The organism is Proteus sp. G4380, assembly GCF_963885725.1.
Taxonomy (GTDB): Bacteria; Pseudomonadota; Gammaproteobacteria; order Enterobacterales; family Enterobacteriaceae; genus Proteus; species Proteus mirabilis.
The window spans coordinates 1-13,177 of the sequence record NZ_CAWPAV010000012.1 but is presented as its reverse complement, the minus strand read 5'-3'; the positions used below and the strand labels follow the sequence as shown (position 1 = coordinate 13,177).

Genomic DNA, 13,177 nt, shown 5'->3' with positions numbered 1-13,177 from the left:
TTTTATATTTACTTGTTATTTAAATAAGCTTAAAAATAAATTTAACTACAATTTAACTCGCAGTAATGAATGACCTACACACTTTATAAGGATAATTAACTAAAAATATCAACCAAGATAGGACAAGAGTAAGGTTTAATTACAATCTCTAATCAATGTTTGTTTATGAACTACGGATTCTATTAATCATAACTAAAGCTAAACTATAACCATAGTTAACATAAAAAGGCTATTTATGCGTTTTTGTCAATTTTCCGCAAAAAAATATTTATATTTGTGATTTAGATCACCATCGTTACCATGAAAAACAACCTGTTACTTTTTCTTAAAACTGTGATAAAAATCACATCCAATCGTCAAGATAAATTTTCTTTTGTAAATTAATGCAGAGATAAATCTGAAAGTGTTGCAAAGAAAGCGTTCAAAAATAGGATAAAAACTCAACTACGTGATAATTATCACATTACGACAATTCTTGAGATTTAGATTATCTCCCCCGTAAAACGATAAGTTAATTAGCAGCAAATAAGAATAAAACTCATTTTCATAAAGTAATTTTACTAATTATTCGATTCAGCTTGAGCACTGTTTTTATACTGTGAGCCGATAATAAATTTCTTTTAAAGGATATTACCTTTTAGATACTGCTAACATTCAGTATCATATTGCTGTTAATCATGATTAAGGGGAATGTCAGATGCTGTGGTTTAAAAATATTTTGGTCTATCGCTTAAATAAAGAGATAGCGCTGTCAATGGATGAGTTAGAACAACAGCTGGCTTCATTAGCATTCACCCCTTGTAGTAGCCAAGATATGACCAAAACGGGTTGGGTTTCACCTATGGGTGATCGTGGCGAAGCACTTATCCATGTTGCAGGTAAACAAGTCATGATGTGCGCACGGAAAGAAGATAAGATCCTCCCCGCCACCGTCATTAAGCAAGCGCTACAAGATAAAGTTGAAAAGTTAGAGGGTGAACAAGGTCGTAAATTAAAGAAAACCGAAAAAGCGACATTAAAAGATGAAGTTGTCCACACGTTACTTCCTCGCGCATTTAGCAAATTCTCACAAACCTTTATTTGGTTAGATTTAGATAAACAATTAGTGATTGTTGATTCAGGTAGTGCAAAACGTGCCGAAGATAATTTAGCCTTATTGCGTAAAACATTAGGTTCGCTACCCGTGGTTCCACTCAATTTTAATGAGTCTGTCGAATCAAAAATGACACAATGGGTTCGTTCCGGTGAACTCCCTGCTGGTTTTACATTAATGGATGAAGCCGAGCTTAAAGCGGTATTAGAAGAAGGTGGCGTGATACGTTGTAAGAAACAAGAGCTTGTCTCTGATGAAATTGCCACTCATATTGAAGCCGGTAAGTTTGTCACCAAGCTTTCTCTTGATTGGGAAGATCGCCTGCAATTCATGCTTTGTGATGATGGCTCTATCAAGCGCATTAAATTTAGTGATACCTTGCGTGAGCAAAACGATGATATTGATAAAGCCGATTTTGCCCAGCGTTTTGATGCCGATTTTGTCTTAATGACAGGTGAACTAAGCGCGCTAATTGAAAGGGTTATCGAAGTACTTGGTGGTGAAGCCGAGTAATTTTATCACCCGATATCATAGTACAAAAAAACAGCCTATCTCACGCTATGATCAGGCTGTTTTTTTATCAATTATTCCGCCGCTATTTTTGAATTAAATAGCGTATTGTCGGCCCATCTTGCTGAATATCTAATACGGTATAACCGTAGTTTTTCGCATCTAAGGGAATATTATTAATAGACTGAGGACAATCGCTTACCACTTCAAGGATCTCACCTTTTTTCAGTGACGGCATCGCTTCTAATGTTGCCACCGCAGGATAAGGACAAGGCTCACCGACCATATCAAGACGATAATCTGGCACTATGGTTTTTTTCTCGTTCATGCGATTTCCTTATTAATTTGTGTTGAAAGCGCTTGCGCTTGTTGCGCTCTTTTGCGGAAGAAATGTTTTTCCCACCAAAGTAGTAATATAAAAGAGAGACCAAGTAGCAGGTAGGTGATGGCTAATCCACCAACTGGGCCAAAGGTATCTAATAGGTTGATTTTATCGTAGTCGGTAGCCAGTACCGCAGAAAAATCATCCCAATAGTACGCCAGTATTGTTGAACCAATCACGTTACCTAAACCTACCCACCAGAAGTGGATCTGCCCTTCAACTGCACGATACATCCAGCCTGTTTCACAACCACCAGCAAGCACGATACCAAAACCAAACAACAAACCACCAATAACTGCATTAGGACCGGCCCACATAATTTTCGGTGCAGCACCTAATTGTACATAGCTAAAAATACCCACCGCACTTACTGCCATACCGATAATAATCGCTTTCGCCATATGCGTTCTACCGGTTATCCATAAGTCACGAAATGCGGAAGTAAAACAGATTTGCGCACGTTCAATTAAGATCCCAAAGCCAATTCCCCCCAGCATAGCAAAGCCGAGTTTGGGTGAATCAAATAGAATGATTAATGACCATGCGATCATGGCAAAAAAGATAACCATCCCCAATCGAAAGCGACGTTTTGCACGTTGTTTATCTTGCGTAATAGGTGATGCTTTACTGACTTTTTGCAGTTTTACCGGTATACGAAATAGTGGCATTAATGAAAGTTTGGCACCAAAATAAGAGCCAATAGCAGTAGCAACAGCAAAGAACCAAGCATGCAATGAAAATTGAGGAATACCGGTAAAGAATGCCGCGAGGTTACACCCCATGGCTAAACGTGCACCAAATCCGGCAATAATACCGCCCAAAACGGCCTGAAGAATACGCACTTTATGCTGAGGATGACGAAGTTTGACATTATTGGCCCAAAGTGCTGCCATAATACAACCACCAAACATCCCAATAATCATTACCCCATCAATACGAGTGAGTGGTGTCCCTTCAAGACCAATGATTTTAAAGTAACCCCATTCTTCTGGATGCGCACCAAACCATTGCATCACATGACCGCCCCAGCGAGTAAACTCACCAGTAACTGCCCAGAAAGTGCCGGTTAAACCAAAGTAGTAAGTAGATAAGATACCTGCTGCAATAACCGCCGGAAGAGGCTTCCAGAAACGGATCAGGTATTGAGATTTAAATTCTGACCAAGACATGTTTTTCCCTAGAACTTACCCCCACGAGAGACCCTCTCCACGCAGTAGGATTGGTCGAACATGTTACTCCAAAAATATTTTTATCAAAGGATCAGAATTAAGATAAATGACAGAAGTTTGCGTTATAACAAACTTCTGTAACAGAGAAATAACTTATGAGTATTTAAAAGATCAGTTGAGTGATTTGATTTAATTAACAAATACGGGGTAATGGCTCGTTATAAGGGAGATCTAAAATACGACTTGTGCCAAAAATTCCCGTTAAACGAATATAACGCTCTTCAGTTACTTCACCAATGGTACAAGCATCTTGACCTAAAGTATGTTGATGCAAAGCCTCAAGAACTTGTTTTTCTGCTTGCGGTGACACGACTAATACAATTTTACCTTCGTTAGCAAAATTGAGTGCTTCCAGCCCTAATAATTCACACACACCACGTACAGACTGTTTCATTGGCAGTTTGTTTTCATATACATTCATGCCACAGCCACAGGCTTGAGAAAACTCATGTAAAATAGCGGTCACGCCACCACGAGTTGCATCACGTAATGCACGAATACCATCAATTTGACGTAAAGGCGCGATCATTGGTTCAAGCACGGCACAGTCACTTTGCAGATCAGCTTCCAATCCTAAATTTTCACGTAAATTTAAGATAGTGGCACCATGATCGCCTATTGTACCGCTGACGATGATCTTATCGCCGGCTTTAATGTGACTTGCTGCCCAATCAATTTTACTTGGGATCACCCCAATACCCGCAGTATTAATGAAGATCTTATCCGCAGCACCACGAGGAACCACTTTGGTATCCCCCGTTACAATCTGAATACCTGCTTGTTGTGCGGCTTTTGCCATCGCCATCACCAATGTTTCTAGCGTTTCAAAAGCAAGTCCCTCTTCTAAAATAAAACCACAAGAGAGATAGCGAGGTACAGCCCCACCTACAGAAAGATCGTTCGCGGTTCCGCAAACAGATAATTTACCAATATTTCCACCTGGGAAAATGATCGGATCAATCACATAACTGTCGGTACTAAATGCCAGACGATCGCCCTGTGCTGTGAGATCGGCTAATGCAATACGAGCCTGATCTTCTTTTTCATTCAATAATGGATTATCGAATGCTTTCAAAAATAGCCCTTCGATAAGTTGTTGCATACCTTGCCCACCATTTCCTTGAGCTAAGGTGATTTCATCAGGTTGTTTCATATATTACCTTCACGGCGATACTGATAATAAGCCGCACATGCACCTTCTGATGACACCATTAAGGCACCTAATGCCGTTTCTGGTGTACAACTTTTACCAAATAATGGGCAATCAGAAGGTTTGCATCGTCCGGTTAATACATCGCCACAGCGTGATTGTGGATTATCAGCCACTTGTTGTGGTGCTGGTGTAAAACGTCGTTCAGCGTCAAACTCAGCGTAAGCGGGTGTTAGTTGAATACCAGACATAGGGATCTCCCCAAGTCCACGCCATTCACTGCTCTCTTTTAGCATAAAAACATCTTTCAATGCTTTTTGCGCAAGTTTATTGCCTTCATTAGGGACAATACGACTATATTGATTTTCAATACTTAAAACATAATCTGCATTCTCAGCTTTTGCTTTAAGCTGTTTTACTACCATCAGTATAGCTTGTAATAAATCCAACGGTTCAAAACCTGTCACCACAAAGGGTTTTTCAAATTCATCACATAAAGGTTGATAAGGCGTGCAGCCAATCACCATACTGACATGACCGGGGGCAATAAAACCATCAATACGTACATCTTCTTGCTCTAATAAGCAACGTAAAGTCGGTACGATAGTAATGTGCTGACAAAATAGCGAAAAATTTTTCAGTCCACGTAATTTCGCTTGTTGCAGCGTCATCGCCGTACTTGGCATGGTAGTTTCAAAACCTAAGCCAAAAAATACCACTTGTTTATCAGGATTATCTTGCGCAATTTTTAATGAATCAAGCGGTGAGTAAACAATACGGATATCACTACCGCGACGACGAGCATCAAGCATTGAACCATGACGACCGGGCACCCGCATCGCATCACCGAAAGTACAGAAAATGACCTCTGGACGGGCTGCAATTTCTAAGCAAGCATCAATGCGCCCCATAGGTAACACACATACCGGGCAACCGGGACCATGAACAAACTCAATCTCTTGTGGTAATAAGCGGTCGAGACCAAATTTAAAAATGGCATGCGTATGTCCGCCACACACTTCCATAATCTGTAATGGGCGAGTGATGGGATGAGGCCATTGTGAAATAGTTTCACGTATTTGAGCTAATAATGCTTTGGCCAATTCGGGATCACGAAATTCATCAACGTATTGCATCATCAGCCTCTTCAAGGGTAACACCATATACATGTTGTAATGCATCCAGAGTATCTTGAGCTTCTTGTTCATCAAGAATACTCATGGCAAATCCAACATGAATAAGCACCCACTTATCTAATAACTCTGACGGGTCACCCTCACAAACCATAGAGATATTGACGGCACGTTTTACGCCACTGACTTCAGCATAAGCGAGTTGGTGGACGTCATCGCCCACCTCAACTATCTTGGCAGGAACACCTAAGCACATAAACGGCTCTCCAACCAAGCTAACCACTCTTCCATACCTTCGCCAGTTGTCGCAGATAATGCAATGATCTCAATATTAGGATTGACGCGACGCGCTGATTCAATGCACGCTTGCACATCAATATTAAGATGTGGCACTAAATCAATTTTATTGATAATCATCAGATCTGCAGCGGCAAACATATGCGGATATTTTAATGGTTTATCTTCCCCTTCCGTTACCGAAAGGATAGCCACTTTATGTTTTTCACCCAGATCAAAACTGGCAGGGCAAACCAGATTGCCAACATTTTCAATAAAGAGAATACTGTTGTCTTTTAAACCTAATTGATGGGTAGCATCATGCACCATTTGTGCATCAAGGTGACAACCTTTACCCGTATTGACTTGAATAGCAGCAACCCCGGTTTCACGAATACGATCAGCATCATTCGTCGTTTGCTGATCACCTTCAATCACCGCACAAGGTACACGTTGCGTTAGCTGTTTTAACGTTTGAGTTAGCAACGTTGTTTTACCGGAGCCGGGACTTGAAACTAAATTCAGCGCCAATACATTTTGCTGGGCAAAATGTTCACGATTATGAACGGCAATTCGATTATTTTTATCCAGTACATCCATCTCAATTTTTAACATTCGTTTTTGGCTAATTCCGGGAGCATGAGTACCAGCTTCCCCTTGCCCATAATGCATGTTGTCATTATCAATAACTGGACTAAATTGTTCTTCGTGTTCATGGCTATGTTCGTGATCATGGCTATGTTCATGTTCATGGCTATGAGTATGTTCATGAGAATGTGCATGATGATCGTCATGCCCATGATGATGCTCATGGAACACTTGGGCTTCATTTTGCTGTGCATCATGATAAAAATGGAGATGAACATCGCCACTATTATGGTAATGGTGATGATGAATAATGATAGGCTGACCATGAGTTTCGTAATTGTGCTTATGCTTTTGCTCAGACTTATCAATATATTTATGAACAGTATTCGCTGGAGTAGCATTGTGTTCATGATGATGATCATGCCCATGATGATGGTGATGACCGTGATGGTGATGGCCATGGTCGTGATGATCATGGTCGTGAGAGTGATGGTGGTGATCGTGTGAATGAGGCGCTACACCTTCAATGCTGACATTACCTTCACCACAACCGCAAGTGCTACACATATTCTGACTCCTGACTATTCAATAAGAAGAATTTGACTCGGTGTCGCGTAAACGTTCTACATTATGATCTTAACTGACCACGAAACAGGGAACGCCGACTTAAATCAACTTCTGTGACGGATTGTGTCTGAACAGGAAGAGAAAGAGCCATTTTTGCACTGTTTTCTGCTAACTCAACCGCCTGCTCACCTTGTAAATGGCGATCAAGTGGCGACATTAATGAACAAGCCAGATATTGAGCACCATTAGCAAGTTCACCAACGACAAATTTAACCTGACCACAAGGAAGCGCTAAGGCGATACGCTCACCAATTTTACGTCTTGGCCACTCTTGTGATGGCCCGGGCAACACAATAAGCTCTAGCATCCAAGGCGTTAAAATTGTTCCAATCCATTGCTTTTCAAATAAAGTAAATCCCCCTGCTTTTACGGGAATATTTTCTCTATAAAAAGGCAATGCTTGCATCTCTTTTTTGGCAATCTCTCGAAAACTGCTTTCAAGTAATTCAATAGGTGGTTCATCGTATCCCGTGATATCCCAATTTAATTCACTCATGCTGTTACCTCTTTAGGGGTTACGGTGATCCCATGTTCACGCAAAATATTAACCACTTGTTCAAGTGCTATTTCCATCGATTGCTGACCAATATCTGACAATGACATACTTGGCGCTAATGAAGCAGGTTCAATACCCACTAAAATCAGTTTGCGAGGAAATTCATCAGTCATACGTAAAGCCATTAATACATCCGATAGCCCGAGTTGATGCGGTGAAATTTTCTGGGTAAATAATGCAGGTACATCATCATCATGTAATACAAAGATACTGCCCGGCTCGTGCTGGCTTCTTACTGCATCAGCAACAATCAATAAATCTCTTGCAGCAATATCTTGCAAAATTTCCATGCCTGATGTGCCACCATCAATAACATCGACGTTCTCCGGTAAAGAGAAGCGCTCTTCGAGCGCTTCTACGATACGAACACCAATGCCTTCATCGCTTAGTAATAAATTACCAATACCTAAGACAAGTGTACGCATTACAATACCTTCACCTTACTTAATTCTTTACCTGTTAAATCAACCATATGCACAGCACAAGCCATACATGGGTCGAAAGAGTGAATGGTTCTTACCACTTCCAGAGGTTTGTTAGGATCAGCCACCGGCGTTCCCACTAGTGATAACTCATAAGGACCCGGTTCATCATTAAAGTTACGAGGACCCGCATTCCATGTTGAAGGAACAACAGCCTGATAGTTTGTGATTTTGCCATCTTTAAAGACTATCCAGTGAGATAGCATACCGCGCGAAGCCTCTTCAAAACCGACGCCACGATACTCTTTACCCGGCTCAAACTCAGGTTTAATAAAGGAAGCAGTATCTCCACGGCCAATATTATCAACCAGTGATTGCCATAAGAAGTTAAGCGAATCTTGTAATACACAAGCATGAACGGTACGACCAATAATGCGTCCCCAAGTTGACTCTAACTGCTCTGTCACCAAGGTTTGACCGGTTAATTTGGTGTAGATCTGATTAACTTCGTTATAGTGTTTTACTGTGCCTTCATGTTTACCCGCTAAACCACACACTAACCATGCTAAAGTACCTACTTCTACAGGTTTACCGTAAAATGTGGGTGACTTAACCCATGAGTATTTATTATTTTCATCCCAACCGGTGTATTTAGGACGAGTTAAACCTTCCCATGGTTTTAATGGTTCATCATCTTCATACCATGCGTGTTTACCACTCTCTTCGATGCCGTCTTTCAGGTTTTGATCTTTCCAATCTTTAATTGGACGATAAGTAGAAAAATCAACGCCTTTCATATAGCCACCTGAGAGTAAAAACTCAGTATTATTGCCATTAATAGGCAATTCAGGCACAGATAAGTAGTAATTAGCCCCTTTACCGATTTTTAACCACTCTGGATAATAAGCAGCAAAAATAGCAGTATCCACTTTATAAACTTGTTCAATAAAATCACCCAAGTTATCAATAAAGTGTTTTACATACATTAAACGTTCTAAATTGAGAACATTCGGTGCATCAAGGTTAATTGGGTTAGCAACACCGCCCACCGCTAAGTTTTGAATATGCGGTGTTTTACCCCCTAACACGGCAACAATGCGGTTTGCATCGCGCTGGCATTCCAATGCTTGTAGATAGTGGGCTACCGCAATCAAGTTAACTTCAGGAGGTAATTTCATGGCTGAGTGACCCCAGTAACCATTAGCGAAAATACCTAACTGACCGCTATCAACCAAATCTTGAATTTTCTTCTGCACTTTTCTGAACTCTTCAGCAGAGTTCAATTGCCATTGAGAAACCCCTTTAAGCATCGCTGAGGCTTTTTCAGGATCTGCCTGTAATGCTGCCGTAATATCAACCCAATCCATCGCAGACAACTGATAGAAATGGACGATATGGTCATGAATAATGTGAGAAGCCAGAATTAAGTTACGGATATACTGAGCATTAACCGGAATATCCATCCCTAAGGCATCTTCTACAGCACGTACTGAGGCTATTGCGTGAACCGTTGTACAAACACCACAAATGCGTTGCACAATAATCCATGCATCACGAGGATCGCTTCCTTTTAGGATCTCCTCCATTCCACGCCACATAGTACCGGAAGACCAAGCTTTAACGACTTTTCCGTTATCGATTTCACAGTCGACGCGTAAATGCCCTTCAATACGGGTAATAGGATCAATAGTAATGCGTTGGCTCATGATTTAACCTCAGCCTTTTTTAATTGTATATTTGACTCTGTTTGTGCTGGTAGTACCGGCAGTAAACGGATAATAAGAATGTAAGCAGTAACTTCGAATGCAACGAAGCCAATAGAAATCAACAACTCACTTGCAGTTGGGAAATAGTGATAGCCGTTGCCTGGGTTATAAGCGACTAATGAATAGTTCATACGCCACATTGCCGCACCCACTAACATAAATAATGCGCAGACAAATAACATTCTTGGGCTACGACGATTATTTTTCAGGTGCATCAATACCAGAGGAATAAACAACAAGGCACTTTCTGCAAGGAATAACCAAGAGAACATATCCCCTTTAGCGATATAACTCAGCTTACCGTTCCAGATCACTTCACCCCAACGTAATACCAAGAAGGTGATCAGAAGTACTTCTATGATTTTAGTTAACTTGGTAAATAGCGGTGTTTCATCGTCATTAATAGTACGGCTCGCTTTTAATAAAGAACCTTCAAAAATAACAATAGTGAAACCGAGGATAAAGGCGGTTAATAAAGAGAACAGCGGTAGCATTTCATAAGATTGCCACAGAGGATGCACCTTCCAACCTGCCGAAATCATTAATGATCCCATGGAGGATTGGTGCATGGTTGGCAATAAGGCGCCTAGACCAATAATAAAGAACATCGCTTTATTAAGGCGTCTTAACGAAACTTTCCAACCTAAACGTTCCAGTAGTGCAGGTAAAAACTCTAATGCCATCACCATAATGTAGATGGTCATACAAGTTGCTGTTTCAAACAATACGGAGTTAACGTTAAAGTATTGAGGCATAAAGAAGTGAGGCATGTTCCAGTAACGACCAATATCGATTGCTATGGATAATCCACCTAACGAATAGCCGAACAAGCTCGCTAATAATGCAGGACGTACTAAGGGATGAAATTCACCTTTATTACAAACATAAACAGCCCATGCCAGTGCCCAACCACCACACGCAAAGCCTGTTCCGATAAGTAAGTCAAAGGCTATCCAAATACCCCAAGGATAACCGCCATTTAGATCGGAAACATCCCCAAGACCCAATACCAAACGCTTACCAATAAGAATAAAACCAAGCACAGCAAGCGGTAAAAACACTCTAACAGCTAAAGTAAATAACTTACCGCCAAGTGGACGAGGATCATGACTCGACATCGTTATCCTCCTTATGGTGTTCCTGCTCTTGTTTTTTACTATTACGGTTAACCAAATAAGTAATGCCCGCAAGCGCTGCTATTGGTAAAACCATACCTTTATACAGCGTATGTTGAATATGTTCAGAACGCGCACCCGTTGATAATGGAGCCACTTCTGGCATACCTAGGTTTTCAAAAGGCACCGCGGAAAGTACCATCACCTGCGTACCACCACCTTCAAACTCACCATAGATATGATCTTGATATTCTGGGATCTTATGTAGATAAGTATCGCCACCATTAATGGTTTGGCGTGGATAGTGATATTCTTCACCCGCTTTTTTCGCTAACCGGCGTTTTGCTTCTTCAAGCAACTCTTCACGAGTACCAAAAATCACAGCACCTGTTGGACAAACCTCAACACAGCCGGGTAATAAGCCTTTATCTAAGCGCTCTACCCCTTTTTGGTTACATAGTTCACATTTATAAAGCTTACCGAAGGGATCATCATAATCGTATTTAGGAATGTTATAAGGACAACCCACCATACAGTAACGACAACCTGTACAGATATCTGCATGATAATGCACAATACCGGTTTTCGGATCTTTGGTTAACGCTGAAACAGGACACACAGAAACACAGTTAGCATCAACGCAATGCATACATTGTTTCTTAATAAAGGCATAACCGTTTTCCAGTTGATCTTTATTTTCACCTGTTCCATCACGCCAAATTTGAATAATGTTATTTGTGTAAGGACTTAGTTTGTCATTGTTTGACCAGATCGGATCACCATTAGCATAAGTATCACCACGCTCCATGGGTTCCGGATGATTAATTTCCTGACATTTTGTCACACATGCTTGACAGCCTACACAGAGTGTAGAGTCATAGAGCATACCGAGAGCCCCAGGAATTGGAGGACGGTTCTGCGCCGCAGCATGACTCGCAGTGGGTGCCATTCCCGCAAGGAGAACCCCACCTGATGCCAGCTTAAAGAAATGACGCCTATTCACCGTTTATCCTCCTGTGAGGCTCCTGTGGTATTTTTGTCACGGCCTAATTGACGCACAGCCATCACACTTACCCCAGCAACAGCACCAACAACTGCACCTAATAAGCCTGCTGCACCATAAGAAACACCACCACCTTCTTTGGCGTTAACATCGGGTACTTGTGCTTTTGGTGTTGGCTGATAAACATTCGCAAGTTGGAAAATACCTTTCGTAAACCCGACACCCTCTTCATTACAGCCATAGCAAGGGTGACCAATACCAACAGGCCAAATTCCTCCACCAATATCGCAAAATTCTAATGTTGGGCAGTTACCGTAAGTTTCAGGTCCTTTACAACCTAAATGGTATAAACACCAGCCTTGGCGGTGTCCTTCATCACCAAATTCTTTAGCAAAACGACCCGCATCAAAATGAGGACGGCGTTCACAGTTTTCATGTATTAGACGCTCATATGCAAATAGCGGTCTGTTTTTGCTATCTAACTTAGGTAATGAATTAAAGGTAATAATATGTGCAACTGTAGCTAAGAAGTTATGTGGGTTTGGTGGACACCCTGGAATATTGATAACTGTTTTACCCGGTAAAATAGCTTCCAGTGATTTAGCGCCAGTAGGGTTACCTCCAGAAGCTGGTACACCACCCCATGCAGAACAAGAACCGATAGCAATAATTGCCGCCGCACCTTCAGCGGCTTCTTTGATATGCTCAAGAATAGGTTTGCCTGCCACCATACAGTAAATACCGCCATCTTTGTCAGGGATAGAACCGTCGACAACAAGGACGTATTTACCTTTGTATTTCTCCATCGCATTATGTTTGTTTTCTTCTGCTTGATAACCAAAAGCGGAAGAGAGCACTTCGTGATATTCAAGTGCGATAACATCCAGAACAAGGTTTTCAAGTGTTGGGTGAGTCGCACGTAATAAAGATTCCGTACAACCTGTACACTCTTGAGCACCAATCCAAATAACAGGTGGACGTTCAGGTGATGTCATTGCTTGTGACATTTGCGCGGCTGCTTTGCCGCTTAATCCCATGGTAGCTGATAACGCTGCGCACAATTTCATAAAATCGCGTCGGTTAATACCATGTTGGGAAAAAACATTATTCCCCAAGGCCATATATCTCTCCTGATATGATGATTTTTAATTGGAATAATTTTAAAACACCGCCTTTTTAACACTCCGACACAATAATGACTTGATCATTATCAAGCGATAATTCATTAAAAAATAAATTATTCTTTTATGCGAGAAAAAACGTTTCAGCTATTTAATGTTTAAGATGGATTTTTAATATATATGGTCAATTTAAAATTAATTATTCT

Annotated in this window: 13 protein-coding genes; 1 reads left to right on the top strand and 12 read right to left on the bottom strand. The window is 41.1% G+C overall.

The window, feature by feature from the left end; all coding sequences use genetic code 11:
• The first annotated feature begins 697 nt into the window (after positions 1–697).
• On the top strand, positions 698–1,606 hold the full coding sequence (gene rdgC / locus AACU98_RS00615; protein ID WP_004245172.1) for a recombination-associated protein RdgC: 909 nt from the start codon (positions 698–700) through the stop codon (positions 1,604–1,606).
• A gap of 82 nt (positions 1,607–1,688) precedes the next feature.
• On the opposite strand, the gene yedF is transcribed toward rdgC, so the two are convergent.
• The 12 genes from yedF to hybO form a co-directional block, all read right to left on the bottom strand.
• On the bottom strand, positions 1,689–1,931 hold the full coding sequence (gene yedF / locus AACU98_RS00610; protein ID WP_004245173.1) for a sulfurtransferase-like selenium metabolism protein YedF: 243 nt from the start codon (positions 1,929–1,931) through the stop codon (positions 1,689–1,691).
• Positions 1,928–3,154, bottom strand: a complete 1,227-nt coding sequence (yedE, locus tag AACU98_RS00605; RefSeq protein ID WP_004245174.1) for a selenium metabolism membrane protein YedE/FdhT — start codon at positions 3,152–3,154, stop codon at positions 1,928–1,930. Before yedE ends, yedF begins: the two co-directional genes overlap by 4 nt.
• A gap of 193 nt (positions 3,155–3,347) precedes the next feature.
• A complete protein-coding gene (gene hypE, locus AACU98_RS00600) occupies positions 3,348–4,367 on the bottom strand; it encodes a hydrogenase expression/formation protein HypE (RefSeq protein ID WP_004245176.1) in 1,020 nt (339 codons plus the stop codon).
• Positions 4,364–5,500: a hydrogenase formation protein HypD gene (hypD, locus tag AACU98_RS00595; RefSeq protein ID WP_004248992.1), complete on the bottom strand. Its 1,137-nt coding sequence runs from the start codon at positions 5,498–5,500 to the stop codon at positions 4,364–4,366. Before hypD ends, hypE begins: the two co-directional genes overlap by 4 nt.
• A complete protein-coding gene (gene hybG, locus AACU98_RS00590; RefSeq protein ID WP_004245178.1) occupies positions 5,487–5,753 on the bottom strand; it encodes a hydrogenase maturation factor HybG in 267 nt (88 codons plus the stop codon). Before hybG ends, hypD begins: the two co-directional genes overlap by 14 nt.
• Entirely contained in the window at positions 5,744–6,928 is a 1,185-nt protein-coding gene (gene hypB, locus AACU98_RS00585) for a hydrogenase nickel incorporation protein HypB (protein ID WP_004245179.1), read from the bottom strand. Before hypB ends, hybG begins: the two co-directional genes overlap by 10 nt.
• A 61-nt stretch (positions 6,929–6,989) precedes the next feature.
• Entirely contained in the window at positions 6,990–7,484 is a 495-nt protein-coding gene (gene hybE, locus AACU98_RS00580) for a hydrogenase-2 assembly chaperone (RefSeq protein WP_004245180.1), read from the bottom strand.
• Entirely contained in the window at positions 7,481–7,969 is a 489-nt protein-coding gene (locus AACU98_RS00575; RefSeq protein ID WP_004245181.1) for a HyaD/HybD family hydrogenase maturation endopeptidase, read from the bottom strand. Before AACU98_RS00575 ends, hybE begins: the two co-directional genes overlap by 4 nt.
• Positions 7,969–9,672 (bottom strand): hydrogenase 2 large subunit, encoded by a 1,704-nt coding sequence (gene hybC / locus AACU98_RS00570; RefSeq protein WP_004245182.1) that lies wholly within the window; start codon positions 9,670–9,672, stop codon positions 7,969–7,971. Before hybC ends, AACU98_RS00575 begins: the two co-directional genes overlap by 1 nt.
• Complete coding sequence (gene hybB, locus AACU98_RS00565) at positions 9,669–10,850, bottom strand: Ni/Fe-hydrogenase cytochrome b subunit (protein ID WP_004245183.1); 1,182 nt, start codon at positions 10,848–10,850, stop codon at positions 9,669–9,671. Before hybB ends, hybC begins: the two co-directional genes overlap by 4 nt.
• Positions 10,837–11,850, bottom strand: a complete 1,014-nt coding sequence (gene hybA, locus AACU98_RS00560; protein ID WP_004245184.1) for a hydrogenase 2 operon protein HybA — start codon at positions 11,848–11,850, stop codon at positions 10,837–10,839. The genes hybB and hybA overlap by 14 nt, the downstream gene beginning before the upstream one ends.
• Entirely contained in the window at positions 11,847–12,971 is a 1,125-nt protein-coding gene (hybO, locus tag AACU98_RS00555) for a hydrogenase 2 small subunit (protein WP_004245185.1), read from the bottom strand. The genes hybA and hybO overlap by 4 nt, the downstream gene beginning before the upstream one ends.
• Positions 12,972–13,177 lie beyond the last annotated feature (206 nt).

Excerpts from the sequence above, each read along its gene's own strand:
- hybC (WP_004245182.1), bottom strand. The coding sequence starts at position 9,672 with ATGAGCCAACGCATTACTATTGATCCTATTACCCGTATTGAAGGGCAT.
- hypB (WP_004245179.1), bottom strand. The coding sequence starts at position 6,928 with ATGTGTAGCACTTGCGGTTGTGGTGAAGGTAATGTCAGCATTGAAGGT.
- hybE (WP_004245180.1), bottom strand. The coding sequence starts at position 7,484 with ATGAGTGAATTAAATTGGGATATCACGGGATACGATGAACCACCTATT.
- yedF (WP_004245173.1), bottom strand. The coding sequence starts at position 1,931 with ATGAACGAGAAAAAAACCATAGTGCCAGATTATCGTCTTGATATGGTC.
- yedE (WP_004245174.1), bottom strand. The coding sequence starts at position 3,154 with ATGTCTTGGTCAGAATTTAAATCTCAATACCTGATCCGTTTCTGGAAG.
- hybG (WP_004245178.1), bottom strand. The coding sequence starts at position 5,753 with ATGTGCTTAGGTGTTCCTGCCAAGATAGTTGAGGTGGGCGATGACGTC.
- rdgC (WP_004245172.1), top strand. The coding sequence starts at position 698 with ATGCTGTGGTTTAAAAATATTTTGGTCTATCGCTTAAATAAAGAGATA.
- AACU98_RS00575 (WP_004245181.1), bottom strand. The coding sequence starts at position 7,969 with ATGCGTACACTTGTCTTAGGTATTGGTAATTTATTACTAAGCGATGAA.
- hypD (WP_004248992.1), bottom strand. The coding sequence starts at position 5,500 with ATGCAATACGTTGATGAATTTCGTGATCCCGAATTGGCCAAAGCATTA.
- hypE (WP_004245176.1), bottom strand. The coding sequence starts at position 4,367 with ATGAAACAACCTGATGAAATCACCTTAGCTCAAGGAAATGGTGGGCAA.
- hybO (WP_004245185.1), bottom strand. The coding sequence starts at position 12,971 with ATGGCCTTGGGGAATAATGTTTTTTCCCAACATGGTATTAACCGACGC.
- hybB (WP_004245183.1), bottom strand. The coding sequence starts at position 10,850 with ATGTCGAGTCATGATCCTCGTCCACTTGGCGGTAAGTTATTTACTTTA.